Source organism: Pseudomonas nitroreducens, assembly GCF_024170165.1.
In the GTDB taxonomy this organism is placed as follows: domain Bacteria; phylum Pseudomonadota; class Gammaproteobacteria; order Pseudomonadales; family Pseudomonadaceae; genus Pseudomonas; species Pseudomonas nitroreducens_C.
Genome location: NZ_JALJXP010000002.1, coordinates 515,937 through 538,862 on the forward strand (window position 1 = coordinate 515,937; position 22,926 = coordinate 538,862).

Consider the following 22,926-nt stretch of genomic DNA (forward strand, 5'->3'; position numbering starts at 1 on the left):
GCAGGATTCATTGGGCGAGGGCTGCCTTTTCGGCAACCGGCTGGTCGGCAAGCGGCAGGGCTTCGGAGTCCGGAGCCTGCGCGGGCTGGCCTTCGAGCCCCATGGCAGCCGCTTCTTCCTCGATGCGGTAGGCAGGTATCGAGCCGTAGTCCTGCAGCATCCACTTGAAGAAGCCGTAGACCTTCACCAGCAGGATGACGGTGAACGGAATCGCGGTGAGCACCACGGCGGTCTTCATGGTCGACAGCGAGGCCTTGGCGAACAGCATGGCCAGCGGCACCAGGGTCAGGGTGATGGCCCAGAACAGGCGGTGCGTCGGGGTCGGATCGTCGCCTTCCTGCAGGTTGCGGGTGCTGGTGGCGGCCACAGCGTAGGCGGCGGCGTCCATGTGCGAGGCGCAGAACACCGCCATGATGAACAGATAGACGGCGAGGAACAGCTTGCCCACCGGCAGGCCCAGCAGCAGCGCTTCCACCGCGCTCTCGCCACCCTGTTCGGTAAGGATCTTCGGCACGTCGATGGCGCCGGTGATGAACTGGTGCATGCTGTAGCTCTCCAGCGCACCGAAGAAGAACCAGCAGCCGACACTGCCGCCCAGCAGCAGGGCGAACACCACTTCCTTGATCTGCCGGCCACGGGACACGCGGGTCACGAACATCGCCACGCCCGGCGCGTACGACACCCACCAGAGCCAGTAGAACACCGTCCAGTTGCGGGTGAACGCGCCGTCGCCCGCCGGGTCGGTGAACAGGCTCATGTGCACATAGTTCTGGATCATCAGGCCCAGGCCGTTGGCGGTGTTGTTGATGGTGAACTGGGTCGGGCCGACCAGCAGCACCACGGCGGCGAACACCAGGGCGCCGTAGCAGACGACCTTGCTCAGCTTCTGCAGGCCGCCGTCGATGCCGATGTAGGAGCTCAGGGAGAACAGCACGGCGATCATGCCGATCACCATCACCTGCACGGTGAAGGTGTCAGGCGTGCCGACCAGCCCGGAAAGGCCGCGGGTCAGGGTCGAGGCAGTGAGCGCCAAGGACACGGTGAGCGCGCCCATCATGGTCAGCAGGAAGATCAGGTCGACCAGGCGACCGACCGGGCCGGTGGACTTGAAGCCAGTGACGGCCTCAATGACGGAAGCCAGGTTCAGGCCGCTCTTCTTGCGCACGTGGAAGTGGTAGGCCATGGCCAGCGAGGCCAGGGCGTAGATCGACCAGGCGCTGATGCCCCAGTGGAAGAAGGAATAGCCGACGCTGTACTCCAGGGCTTCACGGGACTGCGGGACGATGTTCAGGCCCGGCGACTGGTAGTAGTAGGCCCACTCCATCACGCCCCAGTAGAGGGTCGAGGAGCCCATGCCGGCGCAGATGAACATGAACACCCAGGTCGCCGTGGCGTACTCGGGCTTGCCGCTCCCCAGACGGATGTTGCCGTACTTGCTGAAGGCGATGTACAGCACCGCCAGGGTGCTGCCGAAGATGATCAGCTGGACGGCGGTGCCGAAGGAGCGGGTGGAGAGTTCGAACAGCTGGTTGGCAGCCTGCTCGGCCTGGGCCGGGAAGGCAGCGAGGCCGATCACGGTGAGCAACACCGCCACCAGGCTCATGGATATCAGGAATACATCGACCTTCTTGTTGTTCTGGGACAGCAGGCGGGACATCAGGCGTCTCCTGGGACGTTTTATTGTTGTTGTCACTCATCCGACGCGGGCAGCGGATGGTGCAGCGTCACCAAGGTTGATTACACACTATCAACCATTGGTTAACAAATATCTAATGGTTAACAGTCTGCGATGAAACGCCGCAGGGCGCAAGAGCCTGTCATCACCCTGGCAACACCACCATCGATGCCCATAACCGCTCAGGAACGGGCATCGCGGCGGTGATCTGCGAAGATGTCGGAATTATCCGCCCACGATCTCGGCAATTGCCGCACCCACCGCCTGGGTCGACAGCTTGCCGCCCATGTCGCGGGTGACGGCGCCTTCGGCAATGACCTGCTCGATGGCCTTGAGGATGTCGTCATGGGCCGCGCGATAGCGCTCGTCGCCCTGGCCGACGAAGTCGAGCATCAGCGCGCCGGACCAGATCATGGCGATGGGGTTGGCGATGTTCTGGCCGAAGATGTCCGGTGCCGAACCATGCACCGGTTCGAACAGCGAGGGGAACCTGCGCTCCGGGTTGAGGTTGGCGGACGGCGCGATGCCGATGGTGCCGGCGCAGGCCGGGCCGAGGTCGGAGAGGATGTCGCCGAACAGGTTGGAGGCCACCACCACGTCGAAGCGTTCCGGCTGCAGCACGAAGCGCGCGCAGAGGATGTCGATGTGCTGCTTGTCCCAGGTGATCTCCGGGTAGCCGGCAGCCATCGCGGCGGTGCGCTCGTCCCAGTAGGGCATGCTCACGGCCATGCCGTTGGACTTGGTGGCCGAGGTCAGGCGCTTGCGCTCGCGGGTCTGCGCCAGGTCGAAGGCGTACTTGAGAATGCGGTCGACGCCACGGCGAGTGAACACCGACTCCTGCAGCACGAACTCGTTCTCGGTGCCTTCGAACATGCGTCCGCCCAGGGACGAATACTCGCCTTCGGTGTTCTCGCGGATCACCACGAAATCGATGTCGCCGGGCTTCTTTCCGGCCAGCGGGCAGGGCACGCCGGGGAACAGGCGGACCGGGCGGATGTTCACGTACTGGTCGAACTCACGGCGGAACTTGAGCAGCGAGCCCCACAGGGAGATGTGGTCCGGCACCTTGTCCGGCCAGCCGACGGCACCGAAGTACAGCGCATCGAAGCCCTGGAGCTGCTCGAACCAGTCGTCCGGCATCATCTTGCCGTGCTCCAGGTAGTAGTCGCAGCTGGCCCATTCGAACTGTTCGAACTCCAGTTGCAGGCTGTGCTTGCGGGCGGCGGCCTGGACGACGCGCAGGCCTTCGGGCAGGACTTCCTGGCCGATGCCGTCGCCGGGAAGGGTGGCGATTCTGTAGGTCTTGCTCATGGTGCACCTCGCGGGTCGGATCAGTGGCGGTGCGAGCCATGCTATAAGTCGTGAAATCAAACATAATCCAGACGACTGTGGATTCTTGAAACACGAACCGTGAACAATCTGCCGAACCTGGAAGACCTGCGTGTCTTCGTCCATGTCACCCGTCGCTCCAGCTTCGCCGCGGCCGCCAGCGAGCTGGGCATGTCCGCCGCCTTCGTCAGCAAGCGCATCCGCCTGCTGGAGCAAGACCTCGGCGTACGCCTGCTGCACCGCACCACCCGTCGGGTGTCGGTGAGCGAGGACGGCGAGCGCGTCTACCAGTGGGCGCTGCGCATCCTCGACTCGGTGCAGCGCATGGGCGACGACGTCTCCGCGCTGCACCGCGAGCCCAGCGGCCAGCTGCGCATCGCCAGCAGCCTCGGCCTGGGGCGGCGCTTCGTCGCCCCTGCCCTGTCGGAACTCGCCACCCGCCACCCGCAGCTGGATATCCGCCTGGATGTGCAGGACCGCCTGGTAGACCTGATCGGCGAAGGCTTCGACCTCGACGTGCGGGTGGGCAACGAGATCGACCCGAACCTGATCGCCCGCCCCCTGGCGCGCAACCGCCGGGTACTCTGCGCCGCACCGGGCTACCTGGAACGCCGTGGTACTCCGCGAACCCTGGCGGAACTCGCCGGGCACGATTGCCTGGTGATCAAGGAACGCGACCATCCCTTCGGCGTCTGGCACCTGCAGGGGCCCATTGGCGAGGAAAGCGTGAAGGTCACCGGACCGCTGTCATCCAACCACGGCGAGGTGGTGCACCAATGGTGCATCGACGGGCGCGGCATTTTGCTGCGCTCCTGGTGGGACGTGCACGACAGCCTGGAGGACGGCCGCCTGGTGCAGGTGCTGCCGGAATACCAGCAGCCGGCGGACATCTGGGCGGTGTACACCGCGCCCCTGGCCAGCTCGGCCAAGGTGCGGGTGGCGGTGGAGTTTCTGCGGCAGTACTTCGCCGAGCGTTACCGCCAACCAGACTGACAAGCTCCTACGGGAAATCTCAGAGCTGGGCGACGTGCCCGCCGCCCTGGTGCTCGCGCAGGTAGGGCAGCACTGCACCCAGCAGCGGTTCCTTGAAGTCTTCCTGGAAGCGGTGCGCCATGCCGGGAATCAGCTTGAGCACCGAACCACGGATGTGCGCCGCCACATGCACGCCGTGCATCACCGGCAGCAGCGGGTCGGCGGTGCCGTGGACCACCAGGGTCGGCACGTTCAGGCGGTTGAGCAGGTCCACCCGGCTGGGCTCGGCGAGGATCGCCAGGATCTGCCGCTGCACGCCCTCGGGGTTGAAGGCGCGGTCATAGGAACGCGCCGCCTGCTGCAGCAATTGCTGACGGTCATCGCGCACTTCCGGGCTACCCAGAGCAGCCAGCAGGTCGGCCTGCTGCTCGATGGCCTGTTCGCGGCTGGCCGCTTCACGTCGGGCGAGCAGACGCAGCAGCGATTCGCTGGGCGCCGGCAGGCCTTCGGCGCCGGAACTGGTCATCACCAGCGTCAGGCTGATCACACGGTCGGGCGCCATGTCGGCGACATGCTGGGCGATCATCCCGCCCATGCTCGCGCCCAGCACATGGGCGCGCTCGACATGCAGCGCGTCCAGCAGGTGCAGCGCATCGCCGGCCATGTCAGTCAGGCTGTAGGGCGCACTCACGGGCAGGCCAAGGCGATAGCGAATGACTTCGTAGGTCAGGTTGCCGCTGGGCACAGGAACGCGCCAGGAAGACAGCCCGACATCGCGGTTGTCGTAGCGGATCACCCGGAAGCCCTGCTGGCAGAGCGCCTCGACCACTTCGTCCGGCCAGTGGATCAGCTGGCCGCCCAGGCCCATGACCAGGAGCAGCGTCGGGTCCTGCGGACGGCCAATGCTCTGGTAGGCGAGGCGCACGTCGCCGAGGTCGACCAACTCGGTCGGCACCCGCGCATCGCAACGATCCGCGGCAACCGCCCGGTCGGCAAAGGAAAGAGAGGACAGGCCGCAGCAAAGTGCGACTGCCAGCAGGAAAGCACGCATGAATGAAAATCCGGAACGCAAAACCCCAGTTGAGCGCGATTCTGATGAATTTCCGTCGCTCGCTCTGCCACAGGTCCGTGACAGTTTGATGAAAGGCGCTGAGCGGTCACCGAGGGCCTTTCCCATGATCCGGATCAAGGGAGGTCGCCCCTTGCACTGGCGAAGATAGGAAACCCCCGCTCGGAAGTTTCCTCATGGCCTACCCCATCCTGCTGGTGCTGCACCTGTTCGCCGCGATCCTGTTCGTCGGCACGGTGTTCTTCGAGGTGCTGATCCTGGAAAGCGTCCACCGCCATGTGCCGGCACGGGCGATGAAAATGGTCGAGGGCGCGCTGGGTCGTCGCCTGCGCCGGGTGATGCCGTGGGTGATCCTGACCCTGTTCGGCAGCGGCCTGGGCATGCTGCACCTGCGTTACGCGCCGCTGCTGGCCGATCCGCTGGCCTCGCCCTTCGCCACGCTGCTCAGCCTCAAGCTGCTGCTGGCCACCAGCGTCCTGGGCCATTTCCTCTTCGCCATGTACTCCTTCCGCGTCGGGCGCATGACCGGGCAGCGCTCCCGGCGCATCCACTACAGCGTGTTCGCCCACGTGGTGCTGATCGTGCTGCTGGCCAAGGGCATGTTCTACCTGAGCTGGTGAAGACGGCCGCCGCGAAAGCGTGCTGGTGAAGCGCCAGCGGTGGGCTTATCATGAGAGCAGCTCAATTTTTCCGCCGTTTCATCAAGATTTCCTCATAGTGAGGCGAGGCCGCGCCATGCTTGAACTCCGTCATCTGAAAACCCTGCATGCCCTGCGCGAAGCCGACAGCCTGGTGGAGGCCGCCGAGCGCCTGCACCTGACGCAGTCCGCCCTGTCCCACCAGTTCAAGGAGCTGGAGGAGCGCCTCGGCCTGTCCCTGTTCATCCGCAAGACCAAGCCGGTGCGCTTCACCAGCGCCGGCCTGCGCCTGCTGCAACTGGCCGACACCGTGCTGCCGCAGCTGCGCGGCGCCGAGCGCGACCTGGCGCGGCTCGCCGGGGGTACCGCCGGCCGCCTGCACATGGCCATCGAGTGCCACAGTTGCTTCCAGTGGCTGATGCCGACCATCGACCAGTTCCGCGACGCCTGGCCGGAAGTGGAGCTGGACCTCGCCTCCGGCTTCTCCTTCGCGCCGCTGCCGGCGCTGGCCCGCGGCGACCTGGACCTGGTGGTGACTTCCGACCCGGTGGACATTGCCGGCATCACCTACGTGCCGCTGTTCACCTACGAGGCGCTGCTGGCGGTGGACAACCACCATGCGCTGGCCGGCAAGTCCTTCATCGTCCCGGAAGACCTGACCAACCTGACGCTGATCACCTACCCCATCGAGCGGGATCGCCTGGACATCTTCACCCGCTTCCTCGAACCCGCCGACGTCGAACCGGCGCAGGTGCGCACCTCGGAGCTGACGGTGATGATGATGCAGCTGGTGGCCTCCGGACGCGGTGTCTGCAGCCTGCCCAACTGGGCGCTGCACGAGTACAGCTCGCGGGGCTACGTGACCGCCAAGCGCCTGGGGGAAAAAGGCCTGTACTGCACCCTGTTCGCCGCCATTCGCGCCGACATGCTGGATGCGCCGTTCATGCGCGACTTCCTGCTGACGGCGAAGGACACTTCGTTCGCCACCCTGGAAGGCGTCAGCGCCGCCAAGAACTGATCTGACGCCGGACGCCCGTCGCAGAGCGCCAACCCCACCCAGGAGCGGGACGCCAGAGCTGGAACGCCGCGCGCGCATCGCGGTATAGGGAAGGATTCCTCCCAGGAGAATATCCAGTGCTCAAGGACTTTCCGCCAAGCTACTTCGCGCTGGTCATGGCGACCGGCATCGTCTCCCTGGCCTGCCACCTGGTCGGCCTGCAGCCGGTGGCCCTCGGCCTGTTCTGGCTCAACATCCTGCAGTACGCGCTGTGCCTGTCGTGCAGCCTGTATCGGCTGGCACGCTATCCGCGGCTGATGTGGCAGGACCTCACCCACCACGCACGCGGCCCGGGCTTCCTCACTCTGGTGGCCGGCTCCAACGTACTGGGCGTGCAGTTCATCGTTCTCGCCGGCCAGCCCGCCATCGCCCACGCCCTGTGGCTGTTCGCCGGGCCGCTGTGGCTGCTGTGCATGTACGCGATGCTTGCCGGCGTCACCCTTACCCAGCACAAGCCCACCCTGGAACAGGGCCTGAACGGCACCTGGCTGTTGTGCACGGTGTCCAGCGCCTCGGTCTGCGTGCTCGGCAGCTACCTGGCAGGGCGATTTCCCGATCCGGAACTGATCCTCTTCGTCTGCGTGGCGGCCTACATGGTCGGGATCATGCTGTACGTGCTGATCATGTCGCAGATTCTCTACCGCTGGCTGTTCCTCGACCTGGAAGCCGGGGAGCTGTCGCCGTCCTACTGGATCAACATGGGCGCCCTGGCAATCTCCACGCTGGCCGGCGCACGCCTGCTGACAGCCGGAGCTGACAGCACGCTGATCCAGTCGCTGGCGCCCTTCATCCTCGGGCTGTCGGTTTTCGTCGGCGCTTTCGCCTGCTGGTGGATTCCTTTTCTCGTGCTGGTCTTCGTCACCCACCGGGTGCGCTATGGGATCGGCATCCATTACGACCTGCAGAACTGGTCGGTGGTGTTCCCGCTGGGCATGTTCTGCGTCGCCTCGTTCAGCTTCCTGCCGCTGATTCATCAGCAGGTGTTCCTGCCGGTCATCCAGGTCGTTGCCTATGTCGCCCTGGCTGCCTGGGCGGCGACCTTCTTCGGGCTGCTGCGCCATCTGGCGCGGCGCTGAAGCCAAGAAAAAAAGGCCCATCCTTGCGGATGGGCCATCGGGGACATAACGGATCAACACCTGTGGTTCTTATGGTTGCAGCGCCGCCGTGTGATGGGGTTACGCGGCGTGGGGCAATCATTGACCAGCAGGCTTCGACGGGAAATAAGGCCACATGGAAAAAAGAACTTTCCCACATGACATGAGACCGATTCCGCAAAACGCGCCAGGAGCGCCACGGCTGTCCGAACCCCTTCCATGGCTCCGGACCGGTCCTTCTCCGGGTGTCAGGGCGTTTTCGCTTCCGCCGCGCGGGTGTGTTCTTCCGCCCACTGCACGTCCCGTTCCCAGACCCGCTTGAAGGCCGGGCGCGAAGTCACCAGCTCCACGTAGCGCTCGAACACCGGCAGCTTGGGCACCACGCCGAAGCCGATGGTCCAGCGCAGGGCTGAACCCCACAGCACGTCGGCGGCGGTCATACGGTTGCCCAGCAGGTAGGGGCCGGTTTCCAGCTGCTCGGCGAGGGCGCGCATCACGCTGTCGTAATCGCCGTAGGGGCTCATGGCCTGCGGGGCTGCATCGCGCTTCAGGGCACGGTCGACGATGGCCGGTTCGAAGCTCGAACCGTAGAACACCAGCCAGCGCAGGTACGGTCCGCGCAGCGGGTCGTCGATGGCGGGAGCGAGGTTCGCCCGGGGGAACAGGTCGGCGAGGTAGATGAAGATGGCGCCCTGCTCGGTGACCAGCGATTCGCCGAGGCGGATCGCCGGGACCTTGCCCAACGGGTTGAGCGCCAGGAACTCCGGCTTGCGCTGCTCGCCGGCCTTCATGTTGATCAGTTCGAGGTCGTACTCGGCGCCCAGTTCTTCCAGCAGCACCAGGGTGCCGCTGGAGCGTGTCTGGGGCGAATGGTAGAGGGTGAGGCGGGGCATGGCGGGTCTCCTCGTGCATCACGGCTCGGAGTCCCCAGCATAGCCCCGCGCGGGGCTCACGCCTCCTCGAAGTGCATCTCCGGCGGTTGCTGGCGGAAACCGCTGGTGATCACCGCCAGGTAGATCACGCCGAGCACCAGCCAGGTAGCGCCGAGCCAGATGGCCAGGTGGTCGAGGCTGACCATCAGCCACAGGTCGGCGAGCAGGCCGATCAGCGGGAACAGCAGGAACAGCACCAGCTCGCGCAGGCCGCGGCGCTCGGCATTCAGGTAGTAGTGGAAGATCACCGACAGGTTCACCAGGCTGAAGGCCAGGAAGGCGCCGAAGTTGATGAACGAGGTGGAGGTGGTGACGTCCATGTACAGCGCCAGCAGGGCTACCACACCGCACAGCACGATGCTGTTCACCGGCGTTTCGAAGCGCTTGCTGATGCGCCCGAAGAACGGGCGCGGCAGCACGCCGTCGCGGCCCATGGCGAACAGCAGGCGCGAGGCGCTTGCCTGGGCCGACAGGCCGGAAGTGAACTGGCCGACGATCAGGCCGATCAGGAAGAAGCTGACGAACAGGTCGCCGCCGATATTGCGGGCGATTTCGTAGGCGGCGGAATCGGCGTTCTGGAACTCCACCGACGGGTGCGCCAGCTGTACGAAGTAGCTGGCGGCGATGAAGATGCCGCCACCGATCAGGGTGATCAGCAGGATGGCGCGCGGAATGGTCTTGCGTGGTTCGTGAGTTTCTTCCGTCAGGGTGCTGACCGCGTCGAAGCCCAGGAAGGAGTAGCAGGCGATGGCCGCGCCCCCCATGATCAGCGGCAGCTGGGTGCCTTCCTTGAGGAAGGGCTCCAGGGTCCACAGCGGACGGCTGCCATCACCGGTGATGTAGTGGATGGCCAGGCCGACGAAGGCGATCAGCACGAGGAACTGCACCAGCATCAGCACGCCGTTGATGTTCTTCGCCAGGCGCAGGCCGACCACGTTGATCGCGGTGGTCACGCCGATGAACGCCAGCACCCACAGGGCCTGGGGCACGGCCGGGAAGGCGGAATGCAGGTAAGCCGCACCGATCAGCCAGATCGCCATGGGCAGGAACAGGTAATCCAGCAGCACCGCCCAGCCGGCAAGGAAGCCGAGCTTCGGGCTGATCGACTTGCGGACGTAGGTATAGGCGGAGCCGGCCACCGGGAAGGCAGCCGCCATGCGCCCGTAGCTGAGCGCGGTGAAGAGCATTGCAACGGATGCGACGAGGTAGGCCGAGGGGACTACGCCGCGGGTGACGTCGGCGAGGATACCGAAGGTGCCGAGGACGATGATCGGGGTCATGTAGGCGATGCCGAACAGCACCACCGAACCCAGCGACAGGGTTCGTTTCAGTCGAGCCATTACTGCTTACTCCGCGTTGTGTTTGTTATGGCAGTGCAAAGTTGCTGGCCTGCGCTCACCCGCAGGCCTCGCGGGTGCTCTCGTCACCCGTCGATAGTGGAATAACGCTGTGTCGGCGCGGCCCTGCGCCCCGGCCCCGTTGCAGTGGGGCCGGTGGAGGAACTCAGGCGGGAATGATCAGCTCGCGCAGGCCATCCGCGTGCTCGCGCATCTCGCCAGGCAGCACGAAACGGCGCTCGGCCAGGTAGCTGTAGTCGCGGCGCGATTGCGCCAGGCGCTCGAAGTCCAGCTCGACGATCTGCCGGCACTCTTCGCGGCCGGCTTCGACGATCAGCTGGCCGTAGGGGTCGACCACGGCGCTACCGCCGGCGAATACCAGGTCGTCATCGCCTTTGCCGACGCGGTTGACCATCACGGCGTAGGCCTGGTTTTCCATGGCGCGGCCCATGATCGCGGTGCGGTGGGTCGGGCCGTAGGGGTCCATGTTGCCGTTGGTGACGATGATCAGCTCGGCGCCGAGCTGGCCCAGGGCGCGGGCGGACTCGGGGAATTCGATGTCGAAGCAGATCACGATGCCGACGCGGATGCCGTTCCACAGGCAGGTGGCGTAGCGGTCGCCGGGGGTGAAGATGCCGCGGTCCGACGCCCACAGGTGCGTCTTGCGGTACTTCATGGCGATGCCTTCGGGGGTGATCAGCAGCGTGGTGTTGTAGAAGCGGCCATCGTCAGCGGCTTCGGCGAAGCCCACGGCGACGGATATGTTCTTCTCCCGTGCGGCGGCCTGTACGGCCTGCACGCTGGGGCCATCCACCGGTTCGGCGATGGCGGCGATGTTCTGCTCGGTGGGGAAGCCGGTCAGTTGGGTCTCGGGGAACACCACCAGCTGGGTGTCGTCGGCGCAGGCGTGGATGGCCTCCAGGGTGCGGGCCAGGTTCCAGGCCACATCGCCATCACGGCCGGCGAGTTGGACGAGTTCTACTTTCATGGGGCTTCCTCGGATTCTTGTATTCCAGTGACCGTGCCGCGCAAAAGAGTCAGAATGCGCACCGCGCCGGCTCAAGGCATCCACCGAGTATGCCGGGCGTGCCATCACCGGGTAATTACGCCTGCGTGGTAACCCATCGGGGGTAGAGTGATGAGCCTTTCCCTTCAGGATATCGCCTGGCACCGCTCGGTCGGGCAACTGATCGAGGCGCTGGACAAGCCGAATTTCTGGACCTTGCTGGTGCGTCTGCTGGGCCAGTATGTGCCGTTCGACAGCTGGGTCGTGCTGCTCTTCAGCAATGGCAGGCCACAGGTGTTCGCCGAATGCCCCGGCGAGGATGGCGGCCCCGATCCGCTGTTCCAGGACTACCTCAAGGGCCTCTACCTGCTCGACCCCTTCTACATTGCCAGCCGCGAGGCACCCGGCAGCGGGCTGTTCCGCCTCGACGACGTGGCGCCGGAAATGTTCGAGCAGACCGACTACTACCAGCGCTACTTCAGCCTCAACGTAGTCGCCGACGAAGTGCAGATCAACGTGCAGCTCGACGTCGAGCGCACCCTCTGCTGCTCGGTGGGCAGCAAGGGCCGCTTCACCCCGGAGCAGATCGCCCTGCTCGCGTTGGTGCAGCCCTGGGTCGCCGGCCTGATGCGCCAGCGCATGGCTTTCGAGCGCGAAGTACAGGAAGCGCCCCCGCCGCCGCGCTGGCAGAACCGCCTGGAATCCACCGCGCAGCAGATGGAAACCCCGCTCACCGCCCGCGAGCTGGAAGTCGGCCGGCTGATGCTCAGCGGCTGCTCGAGCAAGGAGATCGCCCGCAAGCTGGCGATCTCCGCGGAGACGGTGAAGGTCCACCGCAAGCACATGTACGCCAAGCTGGGGATCAAGTCGCAGTCGGAGCTGTTCTCGCTGTTCCTGCAGGCGCAGGGCTGAGAGCACTCCGCCTCACTCATACGGGAGCCGTAAAGCGCTTGGCCACCAAGCGGTCAGTCCGTAGGGCGCATAACGCGTCAGCGTTATCCGCCGCCGTGGTTTCGGCGGATAGCCCGTTCCGGGTTATCCGCCCTACGTACTGTCGTGAAGCGGTTCGCGAGCAAGCTCGCTCCTACAAAATGCATCTGGCCGCCGAGCGGTCAGTGAGCATCAGCGCCGTAGCGGGTCCATGCTTGAGCACAGGAGGAAATCCCATGAGCCTCAGCGTCTTCGACATGTTCAAGCCCGGCGTCGGGCCGTCCAGCTCCCACACCGTGGGGCCGATGCGCGCCAGCCGCGAGTTCGTCGACCGCCTGCGCAACGACGGTCTGCTGCCGCGCACCGCCACTGTGGAAGTGCATCTCTACGGCTCCCTCAGCGCCACCGGCAAGGGCCACGCCACCGACCGCGCCTGCCTGATCGGCCTGCTCGGCATCGACCCGGCCGAAGCCGACCCCGCAGCCCTCGCCCCACAGGTGGACGACATCCTGCTGCGTCATCGCCTGCGCCTGGGCGGCGTGCAGGAGATCGACTTCGACCCGGCGCGCCAGCTGGTCTTCCACGACGACAGCCTGCCCGCCCACCCCAACGGCCTGCATCTACGGGCGCTGGATGACAACGGCGAGCTGCTGGCCGAACGTATCTGCTACTCGGTCGGCGGCGGTTTCGTAGTGGACGCGGCGAACTTCAACACCGACCGCGCGCTACAGGGCAACCCGATGCCCCACCCCTTCCACAGCGCCGAGGAGCTGCTGCGACTGTGCCACGAACACGGCTTCAAACGCATCAGCGACCTGATGTGGGCCAACGAGCGCGCGCTGCGCAGCGACGAGGAAATCCGCGCAGGCCTTGCGCATATCTGGGATGAAATGCAGGCCTGCGTGAACCGCGGCCTGGCAACCGAAGGCACACTGCCCGGCGGACTCAAGGTGCGGCGGCGCGCGCCGATGCTGTTCCGCCGGCTGAACGAGGCGGACAGCGGCAACCTGATCGCCACCACCCTCGGCGCGCTGGACTGGGTAGACCTCTGGGCGCTGGCGGTGAACGAGGAAAACGCCGCCGGCGGGCGCGTGGTGACCGCGCCCACCAACGGCGCGGCCGGCATAGTCCCGGCGGTGCTGCACTACTACGCGCGCTACGACAGCAGCGCCAACGCCGAAGGCATCGAGCGCTACCTGCTGACCGCCGCCGCCATCGGCATCCTGTGCAAGCTCAATGCCTCCATCTCCGGCGCCGAAGTGGGTTGCCAGGGCGAGGTCGGCTCGGCCTGTGCCATGGCCGCCGGCGGGCTGGCAGAAGTGCTGGGCGGCAGCCTGGAACAGGTGGAGAACGCCGCCGAGATCGGCCTGGAGCACAACCTCGGCCTGACCTGCGACCCGGTGGCCGGGCTGGTGCAGGTGCCCTGCATCGAGCGCAACGCCATGGCCTCGCTCAAGGCCATCAACGCCGCCCAACTCGCCTTACGCGGCGACGGCCAGCACCTGGTCAGCCTCGACAAGGCCATCGACACCCTGCGCGATACTGGCCGCGACATGATGGACAAGTACAAGGAGACGGCGAAGGGCGGGCTGGCGGTGAATGTGATTGCCTGTTGACCACCGAGGTTCGTTGAAGAAGCGCGCCATGCGCGCGATCGCGGGCATGGCCCGCTCCTACAACAGCTCCATGCTTCGCTCACCCGCGTAGGGCGCATAACGCCTACGGCGTTATCCGCCGTCCTGGCGGATAACCCGTTCCGGATTATTCGCCCTACGCCCACGACCACTGTAGGAGCGAGCTTGCTCGCGAACAGCCCGGCCCCCGTTCCACCGTTCTTGCACCGCCCGAAACAGGCTTTCTCAGCCCCGGATAAAATCGTTAGCTAGCTTTCTTTTTCCATCACTTCGGGCTACCGTCGATGCCCGCCAGAACTAGAAAGACTTCCGAAAGTCCGCCGCATTGACCTTTACCCAGGCGCGTTCGCGCGATGCCTGCCATGCTCTGTGGCGGCCCTTTCGGCCAACCTTACCGTGATCAAAGCCCGACGACTGGAGACTCCATGAACCTGTCGCTCCTAAGCCGCTACGCCTTCTTCGCCGCCTGCGTCCTGTTCACCGTGCTCAGCCTGCCCTTCCTCGGGCACGACTGGGTGTGGCCGTTTACCCTCCTCACCCTCGCCCTGAGCGTGCTCGGGGTCTTCGACCTGCTGCAGGAACGCCATGCGGTACGCCGCAACTACCCGGTCCTGGGCAACATCCGCTACCTGGTGGAAGCCATCCGCCCGGAAATCCGCCAGTACCTGCTCGAAGGCGACCAGGAGGCCCTGCCCTTCTCCCGCGCGCAGCGCGCCCTGGTGTATTCGCGGGCGAAGAACGAGACCGCCGACAAACCCTTCGGCACCCTGATCGACGTCTACCAGTCGGGTTTCGAGTTCATCGCCCACTCCATCCGCCCGGCCCCGGTGGCCGACCCCTGCACCTTCCGCGTCACCGTCGGCGGCCCGGAGTGCAAGCAGCCCTACTCCATCTCGGTGTTCAACATCTCGGCGATGAGCTTCGGCTCGCTCAGCGCCAACGCCATCCGCGCGCTGAACAAGGGCGCCAAGCTCGGCGGCTTCATCCATGACACCGGCGAAGGCAGCATCAGCCCCTACCACCGCGAATACGGCGGCGACCTGACCTGGGAACTGGGCAGCGGCTACTTCGGCTGCCGCAACGACGACGGCACCTTCAGCCCCGAGCGCTTCGCCAAGCAGGCGGTCGACCCGCAGGTGAAGATGATCGAGATCAAGCTCAGCCAGGGCGCCAAGCCCGGCCACGGCGGCATCCTGCCCAAGCACAAGGTCACCCCGGAAATCGCCGCCACCCGTGGCGTGCCCATGGGCCAGGACTGCATCTCGCCCTCCTCCCACAGCGCCTTCGATTCGCCCCACGGCCTGCTGAACTTCATCGTCCAGCTGCGCGAACTGTCCGGCGGCAAGCCGGTGGGCTTCAAGCTGTGCATCGGCCACCCTTGGGAATTCATGGGCATCGCCAAGGCCATGCACGAGACCGGCATCCTCCCCGACTTCATCGTCGTCGACGGCAAGGAAGGCGGCACCGGCGCCGCCCCCCTGGAGTTCACCGACCACATGGGCCTGCCGATGCGCGAGGGCCTGCTGTTCGTGCACAACACCCTGGTCGGCCTGAACCTGCGCGACAAGATCCGCATCGGCGCCAGCGGCAAGGTCGTCAGCGCCTTCGACATCGCCAGCGTGCTGGCCATGGGCGCCGACTGGGCCAACTCGGCGCGCGGTTTCATGTTCGCCATCGGCTGCATCCAGTCGCAGAGCTGCCACACCAACAAGTGCCCCACCGGCGTCGCCACCCAGGACCCGCTGCGTCAGCGCGCCCTGGTGGTGCCGGACAAGGCCGAGCGCGTCTATCACTTCCACCGCAACACGCTCAAGGGCCTGGCCGAGATGCTCGCCGCCGCCGGCATCCAGCATCCCTCGCAGCTGGAAGCCAAGCACCTGGTGCGCCGTGTCTCGGCCACCGAAATCCGCCTGTTCTCGCACCTGCACTACTTCCTGAAACCCGGCGAACTGCTGTCCGGCAACATCGAGGGCGAGTTCTACGAGCGCATCTGGCGCATGGCCCGCAGCGACAGCTTCGACGCCGCCGGCTGATCCTTCCCCCTGATCGTGCAGCCATCGGATCGATGGCTGCACGAATCTTCCAGACAGCTACTCCACGCGCGCTATGCTGGCCGACCGGGCAAGCGGTGCGGAGGCGGCCCATGCACAAAGACAACTGGATCGACCTGCTGCAGGATGCCGACACCGGCATCCAGAGCCTGCGCGCGCACTTCAAGGGCCATGCCTACGACCCGCACTGGCACGACAGCTACCTGATCGGTCTCACCGAGTCCGGTGTGCAACAGTTCCGCAGCCGCAACCAGCGCTACATCAGTACCACCGGCAAGGTGTTCTTCCTCGAGCCCGGTGATATCCACGACGGCGAGGCGCCTACCGAAGGCGGCTTCACCTACCGCACCCTGTACCTCGACGCGCCCTGGCTGGAACGCGAGATCGGCACGCTGTTCGAAGAGGCGCCGGGCAACTGCCAGCTGAGCGTCCCCGAGCTGCTGATCGACGATCCGCGGCTGGCGCGACGCATCGACAATGCCTTCCAGGCAGTACACGGCAACGACCTGAAGATCGTCCGCCAGACCGCCATGGATGAACTGCTCGACGGCATGACCCAGCATCTGCACTGGCGCCAGCGCGATGCCACGACGGCGCAACTGCCGCTGGTGGCGCAGCGCGCACGGGACTTCCTGCATGCCAACCTGACAGCCGACATCGGTCTCGACGATCTGGCCCGCGCCACTGGATGCGACCGCTTCCGCCTGACCCGCGCCTTCAAGCAGGCCTTCGGTCTGCCGCCCCATGCCTACCTGATCCAGCTGCGCCTGGCCCGCGCGCGGCAGCTGCTCGGTCGTGGCCTGGCGCCCGCGGACATCGCCGCCGACCTCGGCTTCGCCGACCAGAGCCACCTCGGCCGCTGGTTCCGCCGCGCCTACGGCGTGACGCCCGCGTACTACCGCAAGCGCTGCTCAAAGCTTCCAGACTGAGACCGCCGCACTGGCGAAGATGAGCTCCCACGGATTCACCGGAGTTCCCGCCATGCACCTCTCGCAGCTCGGCCAATGGCTGCCCTTCATGCTCTTCGCCTTCGTCGCCTCGATCACGCCGGGGCCGACCAACCTGCTGATCTTCAGCAACAGCGCACGCTTCGGCTGGGGCGCCGCGCTGCCGATCATGTTCGGCGGCTGCGCGGCAGCGGCAGCGCTGGTACTCGCCGTGGGCAGCGGCCTGGGCGAGGTACTGGCCAGCCTGCCGCGCGTGCAACAGGCGATGAGCGCCGCCGGTGTGCTCTGGCTGAGCTGGCTGGCCTGGCAGATCTTCCGCAGCCCGCCAGCAGACCTCGCACGCGACACCGACGCCGCGCGCCTGGGAGCGCTCGGCGCCGCCGCGCTGCAACTGGTCAACCCCAAGACCTGGATGATGGCGCTGGCGGTGATCAGCGTGTACGCCGGCCACGGCGTCGACCGGCTGGACCGCGTGCAACTGCTGTCGCTGCTGTTCTTCCTCGTGTCGATTCCCTGCACGGCGGTCTGGGCCGGCCTGGGCATCGGCAGCCAGCGCCTGCTCTCGCCGACGCACATGCGGCGGCTCAACCAGCTGATGGCGGTCCTGCTGCTGGTCTCGGCCTGGGCCGGCGCGCTGCTCTAGTCCTCAGAGAATGCCATCGCGCCGCAGGTACTCGCGCAGGTGCTCGATGAAGGCGTGGATCTTGCGCGTCGCCCGGCGGTTGCTCGGGTACACCGCGAGGATCTGCGCGCCGAAGGTGTCCGGCTCGAAGAAGTAGTCATCCAGCACCGTCACCAGCCGCCCGCTGCGCAGGTGTTCCAGCACGCTCCAGCGCGGGCACGGCAGCAGGCCATGGCCGGCGAGGCAGGCGGTGAGCAGCACCGCCTGGTTGTCACTGTTCAGTCGGCCATTGCGCGGGGTGGAGTAGCGCTCTCCGTCGACGTCGAACCACCAGCGGTCATCCAGCGCCGGGTGACGGTAGACCAGGCAATCGTGGTCGACGATCTCGCTGGGGTGCCGGGGCGTACCGCGCCGGGCCAGGTAGGCGGGCGTGGCGCAGAGTGCCAGGCGGCTCTCGGCCAGCGGCTGGGCGATCAGCCCCGGCAGGTCGCTGTTGCCCATGCGCAGGGCGAGGTCGTAGCGGCCGTCGAGCAGGTCGACATAGCTGTCGGAAAGGTCCACCTGCAGGCGCACGTCCGGGTGCAGGTCGAGGAATTCGGCGCAGGCCTGGTCGAGGAACACCGGGCCGACGATCAGCGGCCCGGTGATGCGCAGCACGCCGCGCAGGCTGTGCTGCAGCTGGGCGATTTCCTCGGTGGTCTCGCGCATCCGCGCCAGCACTTCGCGGGCGCCGTCGAGGTAGAGCTGGCCGGCTTCGGTGAGCGACATGCTGCGCGTGGTGCGCTCGAACAGGCGCGCGCCGACTTCGATTTCCAGTTGGCCAACCGCCTTGGTCACCGCCGAGGGCGTCTTGCCCAACTGCTCGGCGGCGCGGCTGAAACTGCCGGTCTCGGCACTGGCGACGAACATTGCCAGGCTGCTGAATCTGTCCATCGTCATTCGTGCCAATCCTTCACAAGTGTTATGCCTGACGGCGACTTCCGCACGCTCCGGTCCGCCAGTAGCCTGCGCCGCAGACCAACAATAATCCACCGAAAAGCAGAGGGAAGTCATGCACGGCATGCTCAAGGGCGCGCTGGCGCTCGCCATCGCACTGGGTACTTTTGAAGCCCAGGCACAAAACGCGGACCTGATCCTGTACAACGCCAAGGTCTTCACCGCCGAACCCGGCCAACCGCTGCAGCAGGCCGTCGCGGTCGCTGGCGGCAAGGTGCTGCAGGTGGGCTCCAACGAGGACATCCGCAAGCTCGCCGGCGCCGCCAGCAAGCAGGTCGACCTGGGCGGCAAGGTACTGATGCCCGGCTTCATCGACAGCCACTCGCACTCCATCTTCGGCGGCCTGGAGCTGATCTCCGCCAGCCTGCAGGATGAAGAGATGGACCTCGACGCCTTCGTCGCCCGCCTGAAGCAGGACCGCGACAGTGGCAAGGCGAAGAATGGCGACGTGGTGGTGATGAACGGCATGAACTCCAGCTACTGGTCCAAGGCCGACGGCCTGGCCGAGCGCCTGAATCATGGCGAATGGGAGCAGGTGCCGGTGATCCTGATCGGCAGCGACCACCACACCGCCTGGGCCAACGCCGCCATGCTCAAGCGCGCCAAGCTCGACGCCCAGCGGGTGCGCAGCCTCAGCGCGCTGGAACAGGGCAACGTCGCCCATGGCAAGGACTTCGCCCCCACCGGCTTCCTGGTGGACTCGGGCTTCGACCTGGTCGCTGCAACCCTGCCCGCCGCCAGCACCGAGACCATGGACCGCGCCGGCCGCGCCGCGGTGAAGTACAACAACAGCCTCGGCATCACCGCCTGGATGGATCCGGCCGCCAACGGCAGCCCGGGTGATGCGCTGTTCAACATCAAGCCCACCGAGAAGACCGTCGGCGTGCTGCCGGTGTACCGCGATCTTGCCCGCGACGGCGAACTGACCGCCCACGTCGCCGCACTGCAGGTGGTCAATCCCAAGTGCACTCCGGCCGATCTTGACGTCATCGAGAAGGTCCGCCAGCAATTCCAGGGCATCCCCAACCTGACGCTGCCGGGGATCAAGGTCTTCGCCGACGGCGTGATCGAGTTCCCGGCGCAGTCCGCCGCGCTGCTGGAGAACTACAAGAACAGCCACAAGCCGGGCGAACTGCTGATCGATCCGAAGCACTTCGGCGAGCTGGTCAGCGCCGCTGACTCCCGTGGCTGGCTGGTGCACGTGCATGCCATCGGCGACCGCGCGGTGCGCGAATCGCTCAACGGCTTCGCCCAGGCACGCAAGGACCGGCAGAGCGGCGTGACCCACTCGATCACCCACCTGCAGCTGGTCAACCCCAAGGACTTCCCGCGCTTCAAGCAGTTGAACGTGATCGCCTCGATGCAGCTGGACTGGGCCACCGCAGAGCCCTACACCGTGGAGCTGGTGAAGCCCTACATTGCCGACGAGGCCTACCGCTATATGTACCCGGCCAAGTCACTGCTGGACAACGGCGCCACCATCGCCGGTGCCAGCGACTGGCCGGTGTCCACGCCCGATCCGCTGAAGGCCATCTACCAGGCCGTGACCCGCAAGGGCGAGGAAGGCGTGCTCAACGCCGCCGAGAGCGTGGATCGCCAGACCATGTTCTACGCCTACACCCGCAATGCCGCGCAGACCATCGGTCTGGGCGACAAGATCGGCACCCTGGCACCGGGCAAGGTGGCCGACATGGTGGTGCTCGACCGCGACGTGTTCAGCGTGCCCGACCAGCAACTGGACGAAGCCCGCGTGCTCCACACCCTGTTCGAAGGCCGCGAAGTCTACCGCGCCGAAGACCAACCGGCTCTCTGAGCCGGGCTCCTGCGCCGGGGCGTGAACACCCCCGGCGCCCTGCCCGCCAGCCCAGTCCTTTCGTCATGCTCCTCGGCAACGCCGAAGGGCCGGTGCTGCGCGGGATTTTTCCTCTGCCCACAGACAATCACAACAAAGGGAACCCCGTATGAACCGCCCGCAATGGCTTGTCGGCGCACTGCTCGCCTGCGCCCCCCTCACCTCTGCCCTGGCCGTGGAGCTCGGCGAGGGCTTCGCCCTGCAGATCGACACCGCCCTGGTCAGCGACTACCGCACCCGCGGTATCTCGCAGACCCAGGGCGACCCCGCCGTGCAGGTCGGCGCCACCCTGCAACACGCCTCCGGCGCCTACCTGGGCGTGTGGAGTTCCAACGTCGACTTCGGCGGCGGCCTGAAGACCCGCCAGGAACTGGACTACTACGGCGGCTGGTACTGGCAGGCCAACGACGACATCGCCCTGGACCTGGGCTACATCAAGTACGCCTACCCGAAGGAAAGCCAGTTCAACCAGAGCGACACCTACGCCATCCTGCATGCCTACGGCTTCGAGCTGGCGGCGTACTATGGCAACGACTACCCCACCTACTTCGGCGAAGACCAGGCCAACCTCTATACCTACCTGGCTTACAACGCCGAGCTGCCAGCGGAGTTCAAACTTCGCGTGCGCTACGGCCGCAACGACGCCAAGGACCCGCTCTACCTGTCCGGAGACGGCAGCACCCGCGACACCTACCACGAATGGGAAGCGAAGCTGAGCCATGAATGGGTGGGCTTCGACTGGGGCGTGAGCTACATCGACACCGACCTGTCGCAGAACGAATGCCGCACTCAGTTCGGCTTCGGCGACGTGTGCACGGCGACCGTGGTCGCCAGCGTGAGCAGGAGTTTCTGACACGGATGGGCGGGGCGCTGAGCGTACGCAGCGCAACGCCCGCTCCGACAGGAATGCGATGTGTCACCTCGGTTCGCGAGCAAGGACCAGGTGTTCCCCTCGGCCCTACGAATAGCCCTCCGAAGCTACGGTGAAACGGTAGGAGCGAGCTTGCTCGCGAACAGACGGTAACGGTGGCGGACAAGGCGATCGAGGCAGCCATCACGCAGCGAGCACGGCAGCAGTTGCAGGACGCGCAGCCAACTCCAGGGATTGGGCAACTGCCCGAGCGTGCGCAGGAAAGCATCGCTACGCTCGTACCCTTGCCGGTCGTCGATGAACAGCAGGCTCTGGACACAATCGCCGGGCAGGCCGAACCAGTCGAGAATCGCCCTTCCCTCAGCGGACTGCACGCTATACAGCCTCACCCTGCGACCGTGGTCCTGATGGCGGAGGAATCGGATGAAATCGCTGCCAAGCGGGCAGTTGCCATCGAACAGAACGACCTTGTCGCGCGGGTGCATATCGAGGGGAAGCGGCATCGTGTCTCTCCGACGATTACCTGATGCCCCTCACTATGCTCACCGCTTGTGACACCCGCAGGAAATATCCGTGTCAGCTATTGGTCAGCGAGAAGATGCGGTACTCCACCCAGCCCGGCCCCAGCCTTCCCTCGCCCACCGCCAACTGGTGATTGAGCCAGCGGTAGCGGTCGTCGCCGACCTCGAAGCGCGGCTGGATCATGAAGTAGGTATCGCCGAACTCGGTACTGTCGCCCCGCGAGACTGCGTGGATGATCTTCGGATTGGCCACGAGCAGGCCGATGTGCTGCATCAGGATGCGCGCGCCATCGTCGGTACGCAGCACCAGGCGCACCTCCAGGTGCCAGCCGCCGTCACTGTCCACCAGAATCCAGTCGCCACCGCCGGGCAGCACCTCGCCATTCAGCCGCCGGCCTGTGAAGGTGCCACCGCCGGCCGCCGAGATCAGCCGCTGGCCTTGCGGCACCCGGCCGATCTCCACTGGCACGCTGGCTTTCACATTCATCTCCATCAACGGCTCGAGCTTCATCGCCGCGCTCCTGCGCAAGGTCGTCGTAGACGCATCAGTAAAGCAGCCAGGGGGCACCGCAGCCATCTTCAGCCGAAGCGATAGCGCAGCAGCCGCCCCATGCGCCGCATCGCCGGAATGGCCAGGGTGACCTCGTAGAGCAGGCGCATGCCCAGGGACAGCCGGGCGATCTGCGCGCGGTCGTAGGCGGCGATGGCATCGACGAAACGCAGGGCCGGCACCTGTTGCTCCAGTTCCTGCGGCTCGTCGATGCCCCAGTGCAGTACAGCGCCGGTGCGACGGATCATCGGGTTCCACTGCAACAGGCGGATGCCCAGGCGGCTGTAGCCGTCGAACACCAGCTCGCCCCGACCGAAGCGCGCGGTCAGCGCCGTCAGCAGGCGGAACACCTTGTCAGTCTCCACGTAAGGCAACACACCCTCGGCGACCATCAGCACCGGCCTCCCGGTGGGCACTGCGCGCCACCAGTCGGGTGCCGTCAGGGAACTGGCCAGCAGGTGGCAATTTTCCCGCGCGGGGTACAGGCGTTCGCGCAAGGCGATCACCTGCGGAAAGTCCACCTCGAACCACTGCACGGAGGACGGCGGGTCGATGCGAAAGACCCGGCTGTCCAGCCCGCAGCCCAATTGCAGGACCACGCAGGCCGGGTATCGGGCGAGGAAGTCACGCACCCAGTCATCGAACAGCCGGGCCCGCAGGGCGATGCCCACCTGCTCGGCGCGGCCGATGCGCAGGCGGGCGAAGTCGTAGTCGATCTGCTCCACGGCCTGCCGCGCGAAACGGTCGCGCAGCAGGCTGTCAGGCAGCTCGCTCTCCTTCGCCTTGGCGTACAGGGTGATCAGCAGGGTTTCCGGTGTGCCGCGCAGGGTGATGCGTTCCACG

21 protein-coding genes are annotated in these 22,926 nt (G+C 66.1%); 11 read left to right on the forward strand and 10 right to left on the reverse strand.

What is annotated here, in order from left to right; genetic code table 11:
- Window positions 1–7: 7 nt before the first annotated feature.
- Both J2T47_RS06720 and J2T47_RS06725 read right to left on the reverse strand, forming a co-directional pair.
- Complete coding sequence (locus tag J2T47_RS06720) at window positions 8–1,657, reverse strand: BCCT family transporter (protein ID WP_301295398.1); 1,650 nt, start codon at window positions 1,655–1,657, stop codon at window positions 8–10.
- Window positions 1,658–1,900: 243 nt separating this feature from the next.
- Window positions 1,901–2,986 (reverse strand): tartrate dehydrogenase, encoded by a 1,086-nt coding sequence (locus J2T47_RS06725; RefSeq protein ID WP_253443639.1) that lies wholly within the window; start codon window positions 2,984–2,986, stop codon window positions 1,901–1,903.
- 99 nt (window positions 2,987–3,085) lie between these two features.
- Here J2T47_RS06725 and J2T47_RS06730 point away from each other — a divergent pair, with 99 nt between their 5' ends.
- Window positions 3,086–3,997 carry a LysR substrate-binding domain-containing protein gene (locus tag J2T47_RS06730; RefSeq protein ID WP_253443650.1) on the forward strand — a complete coding sequence of 304 codons (912 nt, stop codon included), beginning with the start codon at window positions 3,086–3,088 and terminating at the stop codon, window positions 3,995–3,997.
- Window positions 3,998–4,016: 19 nt separating this feature from the next.
- On the opposite strand, the gene J2T47_RS06735 is transcribed toward J2T47_RS06730, so the two are convergent.
- Complete coding sequence (locus tag J2T47_RS06735) at window positions 4,017–5,027, reverse strand: alpha/beta fold hydrolase (RefSeq protein WP_253443653.1); 1,011 nt, start codon at window positions 5,025–5,027, stop codon at window positions 4,017–4,019.
- Between the two features lie 194 nt (window positions 5,028–5,221).
- Here J2T47_RS06735 and J2T47_RS06740 point away from each other — a divergent pair, with 194 nt between their 5' ends.
- The 3 genes from J2T47_RS06740 (at window position 5,222) to J2T47_RS06750 (ending at window position 7,816) form a co-directional block, all read left to right on the forward strand.
- Window positions 5,222–5,665 carry a CopD family copper resistance protein gene (locus J2T47_RS06740; RefSeq protein WP_253443656.1) on the forward strand — a complete coding sequence of 148 codons (444 nt, stop codon included), beginning with the start codon at window positions 5,222–5,224 and terminating at the stop codon, window positions 5,663–5,665.
- 115 nt (window positions 5,666–5,780) lie between these two features.
- Window positions 5,781–6,701 carry a transcriptional regulator MetR gene (metR, locus tag J2T47_RS06745; protein WP_253443659.1) on the forward strand — a complete coding sequence of 307 codons (921 nt, stop codon included), beginning with the start codon at window positions 5,781–5,783 and terminating at the stop codon, window positions 6,699–6,701.
- 116 nt (window positions 6,702–6,817) lie between these two features.
- Window positions 6,818–7,816 carry a tellurite resistance/C4-dicarboxylate transporter family protein gene (locus tag J2T47_RS06750; protein ID WP_253443662.1) on the forward strand — a complete coding sequence of 333 codons (999 nt, stop codon included), beginning with the start codon at window positions 6,818–6,820 and terminating at the stop codon, window positions 7,814–7,816.
- Between the two features lie 266 nt (window positions 7,817–8,082).
- Here J2T47_RS06750 and J2T47_RS06755 read toward each other — a convergent pair whose 3' ends face one another.
- The 3 genes from J2T47_RS06755 to J2T47_RS06765 form a co-directional block, all read right to left on the reverse strand.
- Window positions 8,083–8,727 carry a glutathione S-transferase family protein gene (locus tag J2T47_RS06755; protein ID WP_253443665.1) on the reverse strand — a complete coding sequence of 215 codons (645 nt, stop codon included), beginning with the start codon at window positions 8,725–8,727 and terminating at the stop codon, window positions 8,083–8,085.
- Window positions 8,728–8,783: 56 nt separating this feature from the next.
- Window positions 8,784–10,106, reverse strand: coding sequence for an APC family permease (locus J2T47_RS06760; protein ID WP_253443668.1), 1,323 nt, complete (start codon window positions 10,104–10,106; stop codon window positions 8,784–8,786).
- Window positions 10,107–10,269: 163 nt separating this feature from the next.
- A complete protein-coding gene (locus J2T47_RS06765) occupies window positions 10,270–11,091 on the reverse strand; it encodes a carbon-nitrogen hydrolase family protein (protein ID WP_253443671.1) in 822 nt (273 codons plus the stop codon).
- A 150-nt stretch (window positions 11,092–11,241) separates the two neighbouring features.
- On the opposite strand from J2T47_RS06765, the gene J2T47_RS06770 reads away from it, so the two are divergent.
- The 5 genes from J2T47_RS06770 to J2T47_RS06790 all read left to right on the forward strand — a co-directional run bounded on the left by J2T47_RS06770 (window position 11,242) and on the right by J2T47_RS06790 (window position 17,314).
- The gene (locus tag J2T47_RS06770) at window positions 11,242–12,021 is read left to right on the forward strand and encodes a helix-turn-helix transcriptional regulator (protein ID WP_253443674.1); all 780 of its coding nucleotides are present in this window, start codon (window positions 11,242–11,244) and stop codon (window positions 12,019–12,021) included.
- 254 nt (window positions 12,022–12,275) lie between these two features.
- Window positions 12,276–13,655, forward strand: a complete 1,380-nt coding sequence (locus J2T47_RS06775; RefSeq protein WP_253443677.1) for an L-serine ammonia-lyase — start codon at window positions 12,276–12,278, stop codon at window positions 13,653–13,655.
- Between the two features lie 443 nt (window positions 13,656–14,098).
- Window positions 14,099–15,706, forward strand: a complete 1,608-nt coding sequence (locus J2T47_RS06780) for an FMN-binding glutamate synthase family protein (RefSeq protein ID WP_253443681.1) — start codon at window positions 14,099–14,101, stop codon at window positions 15,704–15,706.
- 110 nt (window positions 15,707–15,816) lie between these two features.
- A complete protein-coding gene (locus J2T47_RS06785; protein WP_253443683.1) occupies window positions 15,817–16,653 on the forward strand; it encodes an AraC family transcriptional regulator in 837 nt (278 codons plus the stop codon).
- 52 nt (window positions 16,654–16,705) lie between these two features.
- Entirely contained in the window at window positions 16,706–17,314 is a 609-nt protein-coding gene (locus J2T47_RS06790; RefSeq protein ID WP_253443685.1) for a LysE family translocator, read from the forward strand.
- 3 nt (window positions 17,315–17,317) lie between these two features.
- Here J2T47_RS06790 and J2T47_RS06795 read toward each other — a convergent pair whose 3' ends face one another.
- On the reverse strand, window positions 17,318–18,226 hold the full coding sequence (locus J2T47_RS06795) for a LysR family transcriptional regulator (RefSeq protein WP_253443807.1): 909 nt from the start codon (window positions 18,224–18,226) through the stop codon (window positions 17,318–17,320).
- Between the two features lie 118 nt (window positions 18,227–18,344).
- Here J2T47_RS06795 and J2T47_RS06800 point away from each other — a divergent pair, with 118 nt between their 5' ends.
- Both J2T47_RS06800 and J2T47_RS06805 read left to right on the forward strand, forming a co-directional pair.
- Window positions 18,345–20,102, forward strand: a complete 1,758-nt coding sequence (locus tag J2T47_RS06800) for an amidohydrolase (RefSeq protein ID WP_253443687.1) — start codon at window positions 18,345–18,347, stop codon at window positions 20,100–20,102.
- A gap of 148 nt (window positions 20,103–20,250) precedes the next feature.
- Window positions 20,251–20,994 (forward strand): TorF family putative porin, encoded by a 744-nt coding sequence (locus J2T47_RS06805; protein WP_253443689.1) that lies wholly within the window; start codon window positions 20,251–20,253, stop codon window positions 20,992–20,994.
- A 125-nt stretch (window positions 20,995–21,119) separates the two neighbouring features.
- Here J2T47_RS06805 and J2T47_RS06810 read toward each other — a convergent pair whose 3' ends face one another.
- From J2T47_RS06810 to J2T47_RS06820, 3 genes are all read right to left on the reverse strand, one after another.
- Window positions 21,120–21,515, reverse strand: a complete 396-nt coding sequence (locus J2T47_RS06810; RefSeq protein WP_253443691.1) for a thiol-disulfide oxidoreductase DCC family protein — start codon at window positions 21,513–21,515, stop codon at window positions 21,120–21,122.
- A gap of 73 nt (window positions 21,516–21,588) precedes the next feature.
- On the reverse strand, window positions 21,589–22,044 hold the full coding sequence (locus tag J2T47_RS06815) for a DUF3237 domain-containing protein (protein WP_253443693.1): 456 nt from the start codon (window positions 22,042–22,044) through the stop codon (window positions 21,589–21,591).
- 68 nt (window positions 22,045–22,112) lie between these two features.
- On the reverse strand, window positions 22,113–22,925 hold the full coding sequence (locus tag J2T47_RS06820; protein WP_253443696.1) for a class I SAM-dependent methyltransferase: 813 nt from the start codon (window positions 22,923–22,925) through the stop codon (window positions 22,113–22,115).
- Window position 22,926: the final 1 nt, after the last annotated feature.

Coding starts and splice junctions, on each gene's coding strand:
- J2T47_RS06735 (WP_253443653.1), bottom strand. CDS start 5,027: ATGCGTGCTTTCCTGCTGGCAGTCGCACTTTGCTGCGGCCTGTCCTCT.
- J2T47_RS06785 (WP_253443683.1), top strand. CDS start 15,817: ATGCACAAAGACAACTGGATCGACCTGCTGCAGGATGCCGACACCGGC.
- J2T47_RS06815 (WP_253443693.1), bottom strand. CDS start 22,044: ATGAAGCTCGAGCCGTTGATGGAGATGAATGTGAAAGCCAGCGTGCCA.
- J2T47_RS06800 (WP_253443687.1), top strand. CDS start 18,345: ATGCACGGCATGCTCAAGGGCGCGCTGGCGCTCGCCATCGCACTGGGT.
- J2T47_RS06780 (WP_253443681.1), top strand. CDS start 14,099: ATGAACCTGTCGCTCCTAAGCCGCTACGCCTTCTTCGCCGCCTGCGTC.
- J2T47_RS06795 (WP_253443807.1), bottom strand. CDS start 18,226: ATGGACAGATTCAGCAGCCTGGCAATGTTCGTCGCCAGTGCCGAGACC.
- metR (WP_253443659.1), top strand. CDS start 5,781: ATGCTTGAACTCCGTCATCTGAAAACCCTGCATGCCCTGCGCGAAGCC.
- J2T47_RS06725 (WP_253443639.1), bottom strand. CDS start 2,986: ATGAGCAAGACCTACAGAATCGCCACCCTTCCCGGCGACGGCATCGGC.
- J2T47_RS06810 (WP_253443691.1), bottom strand. CDS start 21,515: ATGCCGCTTCCCCTCGATATGCACCCGCGCGACAAGGTCGTTCTGTTC.
- J2T47_RS06790 (WP_253443685.1), top strand. CDS start 16,706: ATGCACCTCTCGCAGCTCGGCCAATGGCTGCCCTTCATGCTCTTCGCC.
- J2T47_RS06770 (WP_253443674.1), top strand. CDS start 11,242: ATGAGCCTTTCCCTTCAGGATATCGCCTGGCACCGCTCGGTCGGGCAA.
- J2T47_RS06740 (WP_253443656.1), top strand. CDS start 5,222: ATGGCCTACCCCATCCTGCTGGTGCTGCACCTGTTCGCCGCGATCCTG.
- J2T47_RS06805 (WP_253443689.1), top strand. CDS start 20,251: ATGAACCGCCCGCAATGGCTTGTCGGCGCACTGCTCGCCTGCGCCCCC.
- J2T47_RS06755 (WP_253443665.1), bottom strand. CDS start 8,727: ATGCCCCGCCTCACCCTCTACCATTCGCCCCAGACACGCTCCAGCGGC.
- J2T47_RS06720 (WP_301295398.1), bottom strand. CDS start 1,657: ATGTCCCGCCTGCTGTCCCAGAACAACAAGAAGGTCGATGTATTCCTG.
- J2T47_RS06775 (WP_253443677.1), top strand. CDS start 12,276: ATGAGCCTCAGCGTCTTCGACATGTTCAAGCCCGGCGTCGGGCCGTCC.
- J2T47_RS06760 (WP_253443668.1), bottom strand. CDS start 10,106: ATGGCTCGACTGAAACGAACCCTGTCGCTGGGTTCGGTGGTGCTGTTC.
- J2T47_RS06765 (WP_253443671.1), bottom strand. CDS start 11,091: ATGAAAGTAGAACTCGTCCAACTCGCCGGCCGTGATGGCGATGTGGCC.